10 protein-coding genes are annotated in these 16,083 nt (G+C 74.2%); 4 read left to right on the top strand and 6 right to left on the bottom strand.

All coding sequences use genetic code 11. The features are described 5' to 3' along the window. Positions 1-178: 178 nt before the first annotated feature. Positions 179-2,767 carry a bifunctional FO biosynthesis protein CofGH gene (locus Sfr03f_RS01040; protein ID WP_108951734.1) on the bottom strand — a complete coding sequence of 863 codons (2,589 nt, stop codon included), beginning with the start codon at positions 2,765-2,767 and terminating at the stop codon, positions 179-181. Between the two features lie 151 nt (positions 2,768-2,918). Here Sfr03f_RS01040 and Sfr03f_RS01035 point away from each other — a divergent pair, with 151 nt between their 5' ends. Together Sfr03f_RS01035 and Sfr03f_RS01030 are read left to right on the top strand one after the other, a co-directional pair. Beyond that, the gene (locus Sfr03f_RS01035; protein WP_245967326.1) at positions 2,919-4,982 is read left to right on the top strand and encodes a LamG-like jellyroll fold domain-containing protein; all 2,064 of its coding nucleotides are present in this window, start codon (positions 2,919-2,921) and stop codon (positions 4,980-4,982) included. Between the two features lie 264 nt (positions 4,983-5,246). Next, positions 5,247-6,329, top strand: coding sequence for an ADP-ribosylglycohydrolase family protein (locus tag Sfr03f_RS01030; protein WP_108951733.1), 1,083 nt, complete (start codon positions 5,247-5,249; stop codon positions 6,327-6,329). A 141-nt stretch (positions 6,330-6,470) separates the two neighbouring features. Here Sfr03f_RS01030 and Sfr03f_RS01025 read toward each other — a convergent pair whose 3' ends face one another. From Sfr03f_RS01025 to Sfr03f_RS01015, 3 genes are all read right to left on the bottom strand, one after another. Continuing rightward, on the bottom strand, positions 6,471-6,680 hold the full coding sequence (locus tag Sfr03f_RS01025) for a DUF397 domain-containing protein (RefSeq protein ID WP_108951732.1): 210 nt from the start codon (positions 6,678-6,680) through the stop codon (positions 6,471-6,473). 252 nt (positions 6,681-6,932) lie between these two features. Further along, positions 6,933-7,787 carry a helix-turn-helix domain-containing protein gene (locus tag Sfr03f_RS01020; RefSeq protein WP_108951731.1) on the bottom strand — a complete coding sequence of 285 codons (855 nt, stop codon included), beginning with the start codon at positions 7,785-7,787 and terminating at the stop codon, positions 6,933-6,935. 305 nt (positions 7,788-8,092) lie between these two features. Next, a complete protein-coding gene (locus Sfr03f_RS01015; RefSeq protein ID WP_108951730.1) occupies positions 8,093-8,857 on the bottom strand; it encodes a GOLPH3/VPS74 family protein in 765 nt (254 codons plus the stop codon). Between the two features lie 213 nt (positions 8,858-9,070). Here Sfr03f_RS01015 and Sfr03f_RS01010 point away from each other — a divergent pair, with 213 nt between their 5' ends. Then, positions 9,071-12,235, top strand: coding sequence for a D-alanyl-D-alanine carboxypeptidase (locus Sfr03f_RS01010; RefSeq protein ID WP_108951729.1), 3,165 nt, complete (start codon positions 9,071-9,073; stop codon positions 12,233-12,235). A 167-nt stretch (positions 12,236-12,402) separates the two neighbouring features. After that, positions 12,403-14,358: a DUF8823 domain-containing protein gene (locus Sfr03f_RS01005; protein WP_435841897.1), complete on the top strand. Its 1,956-nt coding sequence runs from the start codon at positions 12,403-12,405 to the stop codon at positions 14,356-14,358. Between the two features lie 133 nt (positions 14,359-14,491). Here the strand turns inward: Sfr03f_RS01005 and Sfr03f_RS01000 are convergent, their stop codons facing one another. Both Sfr03f_RS01000 and Sfr03f_RS00995 read right to left on the bottom strand, forming a co-directional pair. Further along, positions 14,492-15,376: a MerR family transcriptional regulator gene (locus Sfr03f_RS01000; protein ID WP_435841896.1), complete on the bottom strand. Its 885-nt coding sequence runs from the start codon at positions 15,374-15,376 to the stop codon at positions 14,492-14,494. Positions 15,377-15,461: 85 nt separating this feature from the next. After that, positions 15,462-15,968: a glutathione peroxidase gene (locus tag Sfr03f_RS00995; protein WP_108951727.1), complete on the bottom strand. Its 507-nt coding sequence runs from the start codon at positions 15,966-15,968 to the stop codon at positions 15,462-15,464. Positions 15,969-16,083 lie beyond the last annotated feature (115 nt).

Genomic DNA, 16,083 nt, shown 5'->3' with positions numbered 1-16,083 from the left:
CGGACACGGGCCGCGGCGGGAACAGAGTCGGATCATCCTACGGCGACCCTCCCCGCCCCTGACCAGGGGCCCGGCCCGGCGACCCGCCGGACCGGGACCACCCGCCGGTTACCGGTCCCGCCGGTACCGGTACCGGTAACCGGTCCCTGTCCCGTCCGCCGGCGCCGGCCCGCCGGTGTCAGTCCAGGACCGGCAGCAGCTCGGGGAGGTGGCCGTCGGAGGCGGCGGCCGCGCGCTGCCGCTCCTCGGGGACCTCGCCGTACAGCGTGGTGCGCGGCCGGGACGGACGCCCCGCCGCGTCGGCGATCGCCACCAGGTCGGCCACCGAGCGGTAGGAGCCGTAGGAGGAGCCCGCCATCCGGGAGATGGTCTCCTCCATCAGCGTCCCGCCCAGGTCGTTGGCGCCCGACCGCAGCATCTCCGCCGCGCCCTCGGTCCCCAGCTTCACCCAGCTGGTCTGGATGTTTGGGATGTACGGGTGCAGCAGCAGCCGGGCCATCGCCGTGACCGCCCGGTTGTCCCGGGTGGTCGGACCCGGGCGGGCGATGCCGGCCAGGTACACGGGGGCGTTGGTGTGCACGAACGGCAGCGTCACGAACTCCGTGAACCCACCGGTGCGCTGCTGGATGCCGGCCAGCGTCCGCAGGTGCCCCAGCCAGTGCCGCGGCTGGTCGACATGGCCGTACATCATCGTCGAGGACGAGCGGATGCCCAGCTCGTGCGCGGTGGTGACCACCTCGACCCAGGTGGCGGTGGGCAGCTTGCCCTTGGTGAGCACCCACCGCACCTCGTCGTCGAGGATCTCCGCCGCGGTGCCCGGGATGGTGTCCAGCCCGGCCTCCTTGGCGGCCGTCAGCCACTCGCGGATCGACATCCCGGTCCGGGTGGCGCCGTTGACGACCTCCATCGGGGAGAAGGCGTGCACGTGCATCCCCGGCACCCGCTCCTTCACCGCCCGCGCGATGTCGAAGTACGCCGTGCCCGGCAGGTCCGGGTGGATGCCGCCCTGCATGCAGACCTCCACCGCGCCCACCTCCCACGCCTGCTGGGCCCGGTCGGCGACCTGCTCCAGCGACAGCGTGTACGCGTCGGCGTCGGTGCGGCGCTGCGCGAAGGCGCAGAAACGGCAGCCGGTGTAGCAGACGTTGGTGAAGTTGATGTTCCGCGTGACGATGTACGTCACCTCGTCGCCGACCGCCGACCTGCGCACGTCGTCGGCGACCCGGCACAGCGCGTCCAGCGCCGCCCCGTCCGCGTGGAACAGGGCGAGCGCCTCCTCGTCGGTCAGCTTCGTCGGGTCGTCCGCCGCCGTGCGCAGCGCCGCCCGCACGTCGCCGTCGATCCGCTCCGGGACCATGCCGGGGGCCGCGGCCTCACGCAGCGACTCCCAGTCGCCGTACACCTCGTCGAAGTCGTCACGCCGGTCGGCCGTGCGGCCCTCGGAGTCGATGGTGCGGTGCAGGTCGGTCCGGCCCGACGGCGTGAACGCCTCGTCCGGCTCCTGCCAGGGCCGCCCCTCGACCACCGCGTCCGGCACCGCGAGCCCGGTCGCCGGGTCGGCCAGCGCCCGCACGTGCGGCAGTACCCGCGGGTCCAGCCAGGGCTCGCCCCGCCGCACGAACTCCGGGTACACGCAGAGCCGTTCCCGCAGCTCGAAGCCGGCCGCCGCGGACCGCTCGGCCAGCTCGTCGATCTGCGGCCAGGGCCGCTCCGGGTTCACGTGGTCGATGGTGAGCGGGGAGACCCCGCCCCAGTCGTCGATGCCGGCCCGGATCAGCCGCTCGTACTCGGCGTCCACCAGGTTCGGCGGCGCCTGCAGGCAGGCCGACGGCCCCATGACGACCCGCGCCACCGCGACCGCCGCGACCAGGTCGTCGAGTTCCGCGTCCGGCATGCCGCGCATCGCGGTGTCCGGCTTGGCGCGGAAGTTCTGGATGATCAGCTCCTGCACCGAGTGGTACGCCCGCGCCACCTTCCGCAGCGCGAACAGCGACTCGGCGCGCTCCTCGTACGTCTCGCCGATGCCGAGCAGGATCCCGCTGGTGAACGGCACCGAGGAGCGGCCCGCGTCCTCCAGCACCCGCAGCCGCACGGCCGGCTCCTTGTCGGGGGAGCCGTGGTGAGGGCCGCCCGGTTCGGACCACAGCCGGGTCGCCGTCGTCTCCAGCATCATCCCCATCGACGGGGCGACCGGCTTGAGCCGCTGGAAGTCCGTCCAGCTCAGCACCCCCGGGTTGAGGTGCGGCAGCAGGCCCGTCTCCTCCAGGATCCGGATGGAGATCGCCCGCACGTAGGCGATGGTGTCGTCGTACCCGTGCGCGTCCAGCCACTCGCGCGCCTCGGGCCAGCGGTCCTCCGGCTTGTCGCCGAGGGTGATGAGCGCCTCCTTGCAGCCCATCGCCGCCCCGCGCCGGGCGACCTCCAGCACCTCGTCCGGCGACATGAACATCCCGTGACCCGTGCGCCGCAGCTTGCCGGGGACGGTGACGAAGGTGCAGTAGTGGCACTTGTCCCGGCACAGCCGGGTGAGCGGGATGAACACGCTCTTGGAGTACGTGATGACGCCGGGCCGTCCGGCCGCCTCCAGCCCCGCGTCCCGCACCCGCGAGGCGGTGGCGCACAGGTCGTCGAGGTCCGCCCCGCGCGCCTGCAGCAGCACCGCCGCCTCGGCCACGTCCAGCGCGACCCCGTCCCGCGCCCGCCTGAGGGCACGGCGCATGGAGTTCTCGGTGGGGCGGCCGGTTCCGGAGCTGGCGGAAGTCGTCATCCCCCGAGCATACGAGCGGCACGAGCTGGGCAAACACGGGCGTCCGGTCAGAGGGAGGGGGGTTCTGGCCGGTAAATCGATGACGGACCGTCGGTAACCCCTGTTAGGTTCGGCCCCGCTTTGCCAAGCACACGACAAGGGTGGATGTCACATGAACGTCATGGGCCGGCGCGGACGGGGCGTGGTCGCCCTGGCGGCCGTCGCGCTGCTGGGAGCGACACCGGGGGTGGCGTCGGCGGCGGAGACCCCGCTGCCGCAGCCGCGGGTCGAGGACCTCAGGACGGGCTACAGCGCCTGCGCGCAGGGGGACTCGGCGCCGTACGTGGGGGAGAAGCCGCAGCTCGAGGTCACGCTGCGGAACCCCGACGCGTGGGCCTGGGCGGGCGCCGAGATCGAGGTGTGGTGGACCGACGCGGAGGGTGCCGAGCGGCGCGAGACGCTGACCACCACCGCGAGCATCCCGGGCACCCCGTTCCGGCTGACCCCGTCCTTCGACATCCCCGCGGACACCCTGGTCTCCTGGCGGGCGCGGGCCGTCGGCGAGCACGGGGCGACGTCCTCCTGGAGCGACGAAGCGGACGGCCACCTCTGCCAGTTCCGGATCGACACCGAACACCCCGAGCCGGCGACGATCACCTCGGACCGCTACGACGACACCGCCTGGCACGACGGGGTCGGCGTGTACGGCGGCTTCACCTTCGACTCGCCGTCCGACGACGTCGTCGCCTACCGGTACCGGTTCACCGGCGAATCCGAGCGCACCGTGGAACCGGAGGAGGCGGGCGGCCTTGCGACGATCCGCCTCATGCCGCAGGAGGAAGGCCCCGACTCCCTGACGGTCAGGGCGGTCGACCGTGCCGGCAACCCCAGTACCGCCGTCACCCACCGGTTCCTGGTCGCCGAGGGCCGCGCCCCCGTCGCCCACTGGAAGCTCACCGACGCCTCCGCCGGGACGGGCCCGGCCCTGCGGGCGGAGGACGGCGTGACGTTCACGGACGCCGGCCCCTACGGCACGGACGTCACCGGCAGCGCGCACCTCGACGGGGCGGGCAACGGCTACCTCACCACGGACGCGCCTGTGGTGGACGGGGAGAAGACCTTCGCGGTCGGCGGCTGGGTCCGCCCGGGCCGCACCGGCCGCGCCATGACGGTCGCGAGCCAGGACGCCGGTGACGGCACCTCCGCCTTCACCCTGGGGCTGAGGCCCACCGCGGACGGCGACGCCGACTGGGCGTTCACCTTCGGCGGGGCGACCGTCGCGGGCGGTGGCCCCGAGACCGGCGACTGGGCCCACGTCCTGGGCGTCTTCGACACCGAGGACGACACCCTGCGCCTCTACGTCGACGGCAAGGCCGTCGGCGAGCCGGCGAAGGCCGACCCCGTCGAGGCGCCGGGCGCCTTCCAGCTCGGCCGGGCCCGCGGTGACGGCGGGCAGCGCTGGCAGGGCGACCTGGCGGACGTCCGGGTCTGGGACCGCGTGGTGGTCGGCGCGGAGGCGGCGACGCTGGCGCAACGGGAGCCGCAGGACGCCGGGGCCTGGGACTTCGAGTCGGTGACCGACGGCGCCGCGCCCGGCGGTGCGAACGGCCCGCTGACGCTCCACGACGGCGCCACCGTCTTCCGGTACGTGGACGACCCGGACTGCTGGATCGACCCGGACTGCGTTCCCGGTCCGCCCGCCCTGGTGGGCGACGCCCACCTGGAGCTGGACGGATCCACCGGCCACGCGGCCACCGGGGGACCGGTCGTCGACACGTCCGGCAGCTTCACCGTCGCCGCCCAGGTCCGGCTGGCCGACAGGGAACCGGCAGGGCCCATGACGGTGCTCTCCCAGGGCGGCGAGCACGGTGACGCGTTCAAGGTCCGCTACGACCCCGCCGCCCACGCGTGGCAGTTGGTCGTGACGGACGGCGAAGGGACGGACGCCGAGGAGACCGTGGCCTCGCGCATCGTGGCCGCGGACGGCGGGAAGGGCGACGGCCACCACATCGCCGTGGTGCACGACGACTCGGCCGACACCGTCCGGCTCTACGTGGACGGCCAGCTCGGCGACGAGGCGTCCTTCGACGCCCCCTGGTCCGCCGAGGGCCCCCTGCAGGTCGGCCGCGGCCGCACCGCGGACGGCTGGGGCGAGTACCTCCACGGGGCGGTCGACAACGTCCGGGCGTTCACCGGCGTGGTCGACGCCGAGCGGATCCCCCGGCTGCGGTACTGACTCCGGCGGAACCCGCCACGGTACGGCGCCCGCTCCCCGCCAGCGCGGGGGGCGGGCGCCGGCGTCGTTCCGCGCGGACCCGCGGGGCTCCGCTGTGCGCATCCGGGGTGGATCTCGTGGAGGCGCGCCCGTCCGGTACGGACCTACGTGCACATCGGCCGGAAATGCCCGTTCCGACCGGCCCGGCGGCCGGTTAGCGTCGGCAGGGGACGGGGCCCGGGCCTCGCTCCGCAGGCGTGGACGACGGCCGTGGGAGGTCGGGCGGTGGCTGGTGCGTGGGGCCGGGCCGAGTTGCAGGACTTCCGGAGCAGGGTGCGCGGCGTCGTGCTCGGATCGGCCGTGGGCGACGCGCTGGGCGCACCGCTGGACGGACTGACACCCGCCGAGATCGTGGCCGCCCACGGCCCCCAGGGGCTGGCCGCGCCGGTCCCCGCGTACGGCCGGCTCGGCGCCGTCACCGACGTCACGCAACTGTCGCTGTTCACCGTGGACGGACTGATCCGCGCCCAGGTGCGCCGGGACACCGGCGTCTGGCACCCGCCCAGCGACCTGCACCGCGCCTGGCGCCGCTGGGCGGTCACCCAGGACGACTGGGGCCCCGACGAGCGGCGGGACGACGACGGCTGGCTGGCACGCGAGGAATGGCTCTACACCCGCCGCGACCCGCACGGCCCGACCCTGCTGGCGCTGCGCGCCAGGACCATGGGCACGCCCGCCGAGCCCAGGAACCCCCGCGAGCGCGGCCCGCACGCGGCGGCCCGGTCCGCGGCGTTCGGCCTGCTGGTCGGTTGGGAGCCGCGACTGGTCGCCCAACTGGCCGTGGAGTGCGCCGCGCAGACACACGGCCACCCCACGGCCTGCCTGGCGGCCGGTGCCTACGCGGTCACCGTGCACGGCCTGGCACGCGGGGACGAGTTGCCGCAGGCCGTGCGGACGGCGATCGGGGCGGTCGAGCCCTGGCCCGGCCACCAGGAGGTCGTCAAGGCCCTGGAGGCCGCCCTGGCGGGCGCCGAGGAGCCGCCGCACCCGCTGGGGGCCGACGCGGGTGCGGACGAGGTCCTGGCGGCTGCCGTGCGCTGCGCTCTGGACGGCGAGGACGTGCGGCACGCCCTGTGCCTGGCGGTGAACCTCGGCGGTCGGGCGAGCGTCACCGGGGCACTGACCGGGGGACTGCTGGGGGCGCTCCACGGGGAGACGGCGCTGCCGCCGGCGTGGCTGGCCGAACTCGAGGGCCGCCCCACCCTGGTGGTGCTGGCCGACGACTTCGCGGTCGAGATGACCCAGGGACCGGCCCTGCACGGGCCCACCTACGCGTCCCCCGGCTGGCTGGCCCGCTACCCCCGCTGACCGCCCGTTCCGACGACCGGTTCCGTCGACCGGTTCCGGCATGGGCGAGCCCCCTCGGCCAGGACGGCGAGCCGGACGAGAGGGCCGTACAGGTGGTGCCCATGGTGCCGGGCCGGTGCGGCCCGCTGTCGCGGCGGTCGGTCAGATCCCGCCGAACGCACCACGGTTGACCCCGGAGACGAACGCGCTCCAGGAACCCGCCGGGAAGGCGAGGGTCGGGCCCGCCGGCACCTTGGAGTCCCGCACCGCGAGCTCCTCGCGCACCGGAGACTTGACCTCCACGCACGCTCCGTTACCGGTCGAGTAGGAGGACTTGGTCCACGCGGGGGTGGCGCCCTGACGAATAGCCATTTTTACTCCGAGTTGACTGAGGGTGACGATGCGAGTGATCTCTGCCAACTGGCTGTGACCGTTGGCGTGATCGACGCTACTCGCCGCCCCGCGTTTCGGAGGGGTCCATTCACTCATGAGGATGGCATGTACCAATAGCCCCTACGGCACCGCCAGTTGTGCGTGTACGGTTCCTCCTTTTGCCGTTGGCAAAGTCCAGGGGCAACCGATAGGGGTGACGACGTCACCCAGCGTGAAGGAGGTCGCGGCGCCTCACGCGTAGGTCTTCGCGATGTCCTCGATGTACTGCCGTGACTGCTCCACGTTCAGCGCCTGGGCCCGCAGGTGCTCGTACATCACGCTGTACTTCTGCACGTCGTTGGGCTTCTCCAGGTACAGGTCGCTGGTGACGCCCTCGATGTAGACCACGCTGGAGTCCGACGCGTCGGGGAACTCGAGGATCGCGTACTGGCCGTTGAGCCCCGGGTGGGCGCCCATGGTGAACGGGATCACCTGCACCGTCACGTGCGGCAGCTCCGACTGCTCGACCAGGTGCTCCAGCTGTTCGCGCATCACGGCCTTGTTCCCCACGATCCGGCACAGCGCCGCCTCGTCGAGCACCGTCCACAGGCGCAGCGGGTTCTCGCGGGCGTTGATCCGCTGCTGCCGGCGCAGTCGCACCTGCACCCGCTTCTCGATGTCCGCGGCGGCCGTCTCCGGCAGCGCCCCGGTGATCAGGGACTCCGCGTACCGCCGCGTCTGCAGCAGCCCCGGCACCACCTGCGGGTCGTAGACGCGCAGGCTGGCCGCGTCGGTCTCCAGGCCGATGTAGACGCTGTACGGGATGTCGCCGAAGGAGTGCCACCAGCCCTGCTGGCGGGAGTCCTTGGCCATCTGCATGAGCGACTCGACGATCCGCTGGTCATCGACCTCGTAGACCCCGCAGAGGTCGCGGACGTCGCGCTGGCTGATGGACCTGCGGCCGTTCTCCAGCCGGCTGATCTTCGACTGCGAGACCAGCAGCCGTTCCGCCACTTCCTCGGCGGTCATGCCCTTCTGCTCACGGAGCCTGCGGAGCTCCTGGCCCAGGCGGCGGCGCCTGACGGTGGGGTTGACACTGGACGCCACGGACGGCACCTCCGGCTGCGTACCTCAACTTTGCGTATCTGCTGTTCAGCAGATTGCCACCTGGGTATGGGCCGCCGCTGGGAAACGGCGCACAATCGCTGCCCACGCGTGACGTCCTGGTCACCCGGCGTCCTTCCCCGGAGCGGATCCGCGAGGGCGGTTCACGCTTTCGGGTTCGGCTTGACGCCTTGGGTTGACGACCGGCCCGTCGATGCGCGGCGACGGCCCCGGGGAACGGGTCATGCCCGGACGGGCGGCGGACCGGGAAGGTCCGCCGCCCGTCCGGGCATGTGCCCGTGCCGAGGTCAGCGCGCGACGGCCCGCACCATCGGACCCGGGTGCGGCTGGGCCGCCACCCCCCGGGCCGCCTGCTGCGGAGCGTTCGCCCGCCCGTGCGCCGGGACCGGCGTGCGGGCGGCCGGCGCCTGGGCGCGGCGTGGTTGCGCCGCGGCGCCGTTCTGGACGTCCATGACCGCGTGCGCGACGAGGCCGCCCATCGGGTCGTGCCTGATCAGGTCCCGCAGCCGGGAACGGGCCGAGCGGCCCTCGTTGCCCGGGTACAGGTGCTTGCCGAGGCCGACCGCGTGGGCCAGCGCCGCGAGCGCGGCGGTGCGGGGGTCCGGTGGGACGCCCGTCTTGATCGCCGTGTCCAGCCGGGCTCTGATCTCCCGGCTGATCGCCGTGTCCGTCGCCTGGTAGCGAGTCGTCGGCAGTACTCCGCACATCGGACCGGCGACGGCATGGACCATGCCGCACCGCTCCAGGTGCGCGAGGTACGTCTGGCGCAGCCCCAGCCGGGGCCCGCCTATCCAGTGGACCGCGCGGACCGGGGCGCCGCGTCTGCGCAGCAACTCCAGTGCGTGGTCCAGAGTCGGATCTCCTGTCGGCCGTGGCATCACCACGGAGATACGATCCCCGTCCGGGGCTATCCGTCCGGCCATGGCCAGCTCGACGAGCTGTGCTCCGGCCAGACCCAGGTCGAGCGACTGCGGCTGTGCAGTGGTACCCGTGGCCGGGTCCAACGCCAGCAGCAGAAGCTCCTCCGGAAGTGTTCTGCGGCTCCTGCCCATCCATGCCTCCCCGCGTGGATGTACGACAGGGTGACCCCTCTCACACTCATCTGTCGAGAGTGCGAGTCCGCTATCGGATGGAACCGGCAGGTATGTCGTTCTCGTCCCTGCGGGAGGGCCGGGAGCGCTGACGCGAGACTGGACCCTGGTCCGGACGGTGGCCGCCGACGTTCACGGTCGGCTGGTTGGGCAGGCGCACGGGGAGTGCGGCGTATGGAGGAGGCACAGGTGGCGGGCGAGTCCCCCGACAGGTCGAAGCAGCGAGAGTCCTCGGCGGGTGTGACGCCGGGCACGGGGGAACCGGTTGCGGAGACCGCCGCGGCGTCGGCCGCCGCCGATCCGCGCGCCGCCTTCGCCCGTACCGCCGTGGCCGATCCGCCCTCCGGGAGCGACGCGGACGAGGCCGGGGAGCCGGACGAGGCGTCCGACGCGGCCGGTGCGGGTGGCCTGTCCGGTGGCTCCGTGGAGGGCGACGGGTCCTCGACGGCCGTGGACGGCCCTGAGGGCGCCCAGGAGGCCCTGGAGCGGCCGGAGGGCCCCGGGGCCGCCGGAACGTCCTCCGAGGGCCTCACGGAGCCGTCTGACGCAGACGCGTCAAGTCTGGGTGCCGGCGGGGAGTCCGCCGACGGAGTTGCCGCCACCGGCGACGCGGACGGGTCGTCCGCCGCCGGGGAGCCCGCGGACGACCCCACCGGTGACCACCCCACCGGTGACCAGGCGGTGCCCGCGTCCGGCGTTGCGGCGGGCGCGGGCGAGGGCGCCCCGGTGGGTGACCGGGAGGACGAGGAGCCGTCCGACGCGGTCCCGGCCGGTGTGGCCGAGGCCGGGGACGAGCCGGCCGTGGAGACGGACGGTGCCGAGGACTCCGCCGTGCGGAACGTGCCGGCCTACGGTGCGGCGGCCGGCGTGAGCGAGGACGCCCCGGCCGCCGGCCCGGGCGGGGAGCCGTCCGACGGGATCAGCGACGCGGTCCCGTCCGGCGCCCGTGACCCCGAGGACGAGCCCGCCGTGGACGCCGACGGTCCGGCGGACGAGAACCGGGACGGATACGAGTCCGGTACCGCCGCCGCCGGTGTGGACGAGGAGCGGGACGGCGACGAGGCGGTGGCGGACGCCGACGAGGACGTGCGGGCCGCTGACCCTGACGTGCGCACGGCCGGTGCGGCAGGGGACCCGGAGACGGACGAGGACGCCCCTGCGGACGCCCCGAAGCCCGCCGTGGACGCGCCGGGGGCCGTCGAAGGCACCCATGCCGATGCCGACGACGACACCGACGCCGCTGACGACACCGACATCGCTGACGACACCGACGGGACGTCCGGCACCGCCGCCGAGGAGCGGTCCGGCACGGCCGCCGCCGCGGACGACGCTGCCGGGGGTTCCGGCACCGCCGACGCCGGTGCGCCGTCCGACGACCGCGAGGCCGCGGTCGACGCCTCGGACGCCGGCGACGAGCGCTCCGGCAGTGCGGACGCGGACGCGGACGCCGACGCCGACGCGCCGTCCGACGCCGACCGCGAGGTCGAGGCGGACCACGCCGCCGAGCGTTCCGGCACCGCGGACGCGGACGCGCCGTCCGACACCGACCGCGAGGCCGAGGCGTCCGATGCCGACCGCGAGGTCGAGGCGGCCGACGCCGACCGCGAGGTCGAGCCGGAGGACGCGGACGCCTCCGACGCGGACGCCTCCGACGCGGACGCCCCCGACGCGGACGCCCCCTCGGGGCCGCGGCGTCCCGGGTGGGCGGCCGGACCGCTGCCCGCCGAGGAGAAGGGCGACGCGACCCGCACCCTCGGCAAGGTCGCGCCCCCCGCCGCCGGGCCGGACGCGAAGGGCAAGGGCCCGGGCAAGCCGGTGGACCAGCCCACCACCGCGATCCGCCTCGGCGGCCGCCCCGCCGCCCGGCCGCCGGTGGACCAGCCCACCACCCAGCTGAAGGTCGGCGACCGCTCGCAGGCACCCACCCGGAAGCCCCCGGCGGCCCCGGCGCGCCCCGGCTCACCGGCGGGTCCCGCCGCCCCCGCCGCGGCGTCGACCGAGACCACCGCGATCCCGCACATCGGCCCCGAGCGCACCACCCAGCAGCCGCTGCCGCCCAAGCCGCCGCTGGACCTGCTGGCCGAGCTGACCAACACACCGCCGCCGCCGGACACCCTGCCGCGCCGGATGGTCCGCCGGGTCAAGATCTGGACACCGCTGCTGGTGCTGCTGGCGATCGTGCTCGCGGTCGTCCAGATGGTCCGCCCGCTGCCCGAGCCCTCCCTGGTGCTGACCGCCGAGGAGTCCTTCCGCTTCGACGGCGACCCGGTCGCCCTGCCGTGGCCGGACGAGGGCCAGGGCTGGATGGACGTCACCGGCATCGGCACGGTCGACAAGTTCGGCGACCAGAAGCCCGTGCCGATCGCCTCGGTCACCAAGTCGATGACGGCCTACGTGATCATGAAGGAGCACCCGCTCAAGAAGGGCGAGGACGGTCCCTCGGTCCCCGTCGACGCGCTCGCCGAGAAGGAGGGCGGCTACGACAAGACGGGTGACGAGTCCACGCTGAACACCGTCAAGGAGGGGCAGAAGCTCTCCCTGCGCGACGCGCTGTCCGCCGTGATGCTCCCGTCCGCGAACAACATCGCGCGACTGCTGGCCCGTTGGGACTCCGGTTCGGAGGCCGCGTTCGTCGACAAGATGAACAAGACCGCCGCCGAGCTCGGCATGAGGAACACCACCTACACCGACCCGTCCGGCCTGAAGGAGACGACCGTCTCCACGGCGGAGGACCAGGTGAAGCTGGGCGTCGAGATGATGAAGATGCCCGCCATGGTGGACATCACCAACAAGGGCTCCTGGAAGGACCCCTCGGGCCGGATCCACTACAACTACAACACCCTGGTGCCCTACAACGGCGCCATCGGCATCAAGACCGGCTCGACCACCAAGGCCGGCGGCAACCTGCTCTTCGCCGCCACCAAGGACGTCGACGGCGAGACCGTGACGCTGGTCGGGGCGGTCCTCGGGCAGCACAAGCCGTTCATCCTCGACACCGTCAACGCCGTGTCCAAGACGGCGATGCTCGCCACCCAGGACGCGCTGGAGGCGGAGACCATCCTCAAGAAGGGCGACGTCGTCGGGTACGTCGACGACCGGCTCGGCGGCCGCACCCCCGTGGTCGTCTCCGAGGACGTCAAGGCGGTCGGCTGGGCGGGCCACGAGGTCCGGCTGACCTTCGCCCCCGACCCGACGATGCCGCACGCCGCCCCCGAGGGCACCAAGGTCGGTTCGCTGACCGTCGGCGACGCCGAGGGCGGCGCCGTGAAGGTGCCGGTGCAGCTCGGCAGCGACCTCCAGGAGCCGTCCACGGGAGCCAGGCTGACCCGCGTCTCCTGAGGACGCGGGCCGGCCACCGCCCGGCCCGCACCCGCCGCTGCACCCGCGCCCCGTGCGAACCGCCCCGTCCGGCGGGCCCGCACGGGGCGCCGTGCTAGCGTCGCCGGGCTGTGCCGTGACCGCGCGGGGCAGCGGGACCGGCGCCCGGGGCAGAGGAGTTCGTCCAGGTGAGCACAGCGGAACCGACGGAGACGCCGTCCACCGTCACGGACGGCACGGGCCCCGCGCACGGGGCCGCGCCCGCCGCGCGTCCAGGCACCGACCGCGTACCGGCGCCGCGGTCCGCGCCGGACGGGCCGGGGACGGAGCCCGGGCCGGGGACGGAGCCCGGACCGGAGACGAAGCCAGGACCTGGGACGAAGCCAGGACCGGCGGAGGCCGGGGCCGAGGACCGGTCCGCGGCCGGGCGGTCCCGGACCCGCCGCGCCCGCCCGGGCCGCCTCCTCCGCCACCCGGTGACCGTCGTCACCGCCCTGACCGGCGTCCTGCACGTCGTCTGGTTCTTCGCGGTGGCGAACAGCGGCGGGGACCTCGCGGCGCAGGACGCCTGGGCCGAGTTCGTCGGCCGGCACCCGGACTCGGCCTACAACCTGGCCTGGTACGGCGGCATGCACCCGGTCTCCTACAGCGTGCTCTCGCCCTACCTGATGCACGTCCTCGGCGTGCGGACCACGATGATGCTCTCCGGCACGCTGTCCGCCGGGCTGCTCACCCTGATCCTGTGCCGCACCCGCCCGGGCCCCGGTCACCGCCAGGTGTGGCCGGCCGCGCTCGCCGGCGTCTTCGGCCTGCTCTGCAACGCGATCTCCGGCCGCGTCACCTTCGGCCTCGGCGTGCTGTTCGCGCTCGCCGCCGTCGCCGGCGTCTTCTGCCTGCCGCTGCGCGGGCGGCCACGACGGTGGGCGAAGGCGCTGTGGGTGGCCCCGCCGGCCGCCCTCGCCACCATGGCGTCACCGGTGGCGGGGCTCTTCCTCGGCCTGATCGCCGTCGCCCTGTTCCTCCAGCGCCGCCGCCCCGGGGCGTGGGCGCTGGGGCTGGGCCCGTCCGTGGTGGTCGCCGCCTCCGCCTGGCTGTTCCCGTTCTCCGGGACGCAGCCGATGGGCATCCTCACCGCCGTGCTCCCGGTGACCACGGCCCTCCTGGTGTACGCCGTGGCCCCGGCGCAGTGGCGGACCGTGCGGACCACCTGCCTGGTCTACGCCGTCGCGGCCCTGCTGGTGTGGGCGGTCAGCTCCCAGATCGGCTCCAACATCACCCGCCTGCCGATGATGTTCGCCGGCGTGGCCCTGCTCGCCGCGCTGCCGGCCACCGCGCCGCGCTCCCGGGGGCGGTACGCGGTGCTGGCCTCCTTCACGCTGTTCACCGCCTGGGTCGGCGTCAGCACCGTCAACGACGTGATCAGCATGAAGCCGGACGCCATCTGGGCACGCGACCTCGCCCCGCTGGTCGACCGGCTGCAGCGCGACGACGCCCGGACGGGCCGCGTCGAGGTGGTCCCCGCCAGCTCGCACGCCGAGTCCTCCGCCCTGGTCCCCTACGTCAACCTGGCCCGCGGCTGGAACCGCCAGGCCGACCGGGAACGCAACCCGCTCTTCTACGACGGCACGCTGGACGCCGGGACCTACCGCGCGTGGCTGCGCCGCTGGGCCGTCCACCAGGTGGTGCTGCCCCTGCACGGGTCGCCGGACGGCGAGGGCGGCCGCCGGGAGCGCCAGCTGATAGAGGGCGGCCTGCCGTACCTGGAGGAGGTGTGGGCCGACGACAACTGGCGGCTGTACGCCGTGGTCGACCCCACCCCGCTGGCCGACGCGCCGGCCGAGGTCCTGCGCGCCGACGAGGGCGAACTCACCGTCCGGGTGCCGCGCGCCGGCCGCTACACGGTGCGGGTGGCCCACTCCCCGTGGCTGGGCCTCTACGACGCCGACGGGGAGCTGCTTCCGCCGCCCGGGCCGGACGGCCGGAACGTCCACGGCTGCCTGGCGCCCGGCGAGGAGGACGCCTGGGGCGTCGCCTGGACCGTCCTGGACGCCCCCGGCCCGGGCACGTACCACCTCGCCGCCCGCTACCGCATGCAGCGCGGCACCCCGTGCCCGGAGCCCGACGACGCCCTGCCGATCCCTTAGGCCCTGTCCGACGGATCATGCACGTGGGTCGCGGTGACAGGGGCACCCGGCAGCAAGAACGGCAAGATCCGCCGGACAGGCCCCAGGCGCCCCGGACGCCCAAGGGTTCGGCCACTGCCGTGGGGCGGAGCCCTCAGGGACCCGACGGCGTCCGCACCGGGTACGCCACGTCGCACACCGGGTCCGTCGGCCCCGCCGCCGCCCAGTCGGCGAAGTAGACCTCACGGCACGGTCCGGCGACCCGCAGGTCCCGCTCGGTGATCCACCGCTCCACCGCCTCGAAGGCGTTGAGGATCATCGGCTGGGCCACCTCGGCCTTGGTGATGCGGGTGTACGCCAGCCGCCGCGCGGGCTCCTCGCGCACGCCCACGCCGTTGCCGTGGCGCGCGGCCCACTCCCGTGCCGCCCGGGCGTCCCGCACCGGGACGCAGACCTCGGCGGGCCCGTCGCTCTCCTGCGACACCTCGGAGTGGTAGACCACGAACGGCGCCGCCGCGACGCCTCCGCACTCCTCGGCCGCCACCGCGTGCAGCCGGTCCAGGGTGGTTCCGATCCAGGCGGGCAGTTCGCCCACCAGGACGTGCCGCTTCAGGGAGAGCACCGTGCACCCGGGCACGTCCGCCGTTTCCGTCGTGTACCGCTCGCTCATCAGGGAGGTCCTTCCGTCCAGTCGCGCACGGAGGAAGTCCACGAGGGCCCGCTGCCCGGCGAGCCGCGCCTCGACGTCCGCCCAGTAGGCGCCCACCCGCTCGGCCGCCGCCGGACCGTCCCGGCCCATCAGCGCGACCACCTCGGCGACCTCCGCCAGCGGCATGTCGAGATGCCGCAGGTGCACGATCGTCCGGGCCCGCTCCACCTGCTCGGGCCGGTAGTAGCGGTAGCCGCTCACCGGGTCGACGTACGCCGGGGGCAGCAGCCCCAGCCGGTCGTACAGCCGCAGCGCCTTCGCCGACAGCCGGACCCTGGCGGCGAACACGCCGATGCTGATCAGCTCGTCCTCGCCCGCGTCCATGCCCATGGCCTCCTCCGTCACCGGACCCTCGGCCCGGTGACGGGGAGACTGGGCCCTGCCCCAGGGGCAAGGTCAACCGCACGCGGGGCGGTTATCGGCCCAGTACCCGCTCGATCGCGGAGACGACCTCGTCCGACTCCGGCTCGGTCTGCGGGGCGAAGCGGGCCACGACCCGGCCGTCCGCGTCCACCAGGAACTTCTCGAAGTTCCAGCGGACGTCCCCGCTGTGGCCCTCGGCGTCCGGGAATCCCGTCAGCCGCCGGTACAGCGGGTGCCGGTCCTCGCCGTTGACGTCCACCTTCTCGGTCATCGGGAAGGTGACACCGTACGTCGCCGAGCAGAACTCCGCGATCTCCTCGGAGGTCCCCGGCTCCTGCCCCATGAACTGGTTGCACGGCACGCCCAGCACGGCGAACCCGCGCTCCGCGTACCGCTCGTGCAGCTTCTCCAGCCCGTTGTACTGCGGCGTGAGACCGCACCTGGACGCCACGTTGACGATCAGCAGCGCCGTGTTCCCGGCGAACCGGCCCAGCTCCGCGGACCCGCCCCGCAGCGCACCGATCTCGACGTCGAACACCGAACCCTCAGCATTGGTCATGCCACGGAGCCTAACGGGCGGGACGCCGCCGACGCCCGACCCCCGCGGGGTCGGCTGACTACGCTGCCCCTCGGCAGGAGCCATGGGCACTCCACGACTTCACGACTTCACGGGG

Source organism: Streptomyces fragilis (genome assembly GCF_003112515.1).
Taxonomy (GTDB): Bacteria; Actinomycetota; Actinomycetes; order Streptomycetales; family Streptomycetaceae; genus Streptomyces; species Streptomyces fragilis.
Note: the sequence above shows the minus strand (reverse complement) of the source record. Positions and strands in the feature narration are given on the sequence as shown.

Coding starts and splice junctions, on each gene's coding strand:
- Sfr03f_RS01035 (WP_245967326.1), top strand. CDS start 2,919: ATGAACGTCATGGGCCGGCGCGGACGGGGCGTGGTCGCCCTGGCGGCC.
- Sfr03f_RS01025 (WP_108951732.1), bottom strand. CDS start 6,680: ATGGCTATTCGTCAGGGCGCCACCCCCGCGTGGACCAAGTCCTCCTAC.
- Sfr03f_RS01015 (WP_108951730.1), bottom strand. CDS start 8,857: ATGGGCAGGAGCCGCAGAACACTTCCGGAGGAGCTTCTGCTGCTGGCG.
- Sfr03f_RS00995 (WP_108951727.1), bottom strand. CDS start 15,968: ATGACCAATGCTGAGGGTTCGGTGTTCGACGTCGAGATCGGTGCGCTG.
- Sfr03f_RS01000 (WP_435841896.1), bottom strand. CDS start 15,376: ATGGGCATGGACGCGGGCGAGGACGAGCTGATCAGCATCGGCGTGTTC.
- Sfr03f_RS01010 (WP_108951729.1), top strand. CDS start 9,071: ATGGAGGAGGCACAGGTGGCGGGCGAGTCCCCCGACAGGTCGAAGCAG.
- Sfr03f_RS01040 (WP_108951734.1), bottom strand. CDS start 2,767: ATGACGACTTCCGCCAGCTCCGGAACCGGCCGCCCCACCGAGAACTCC.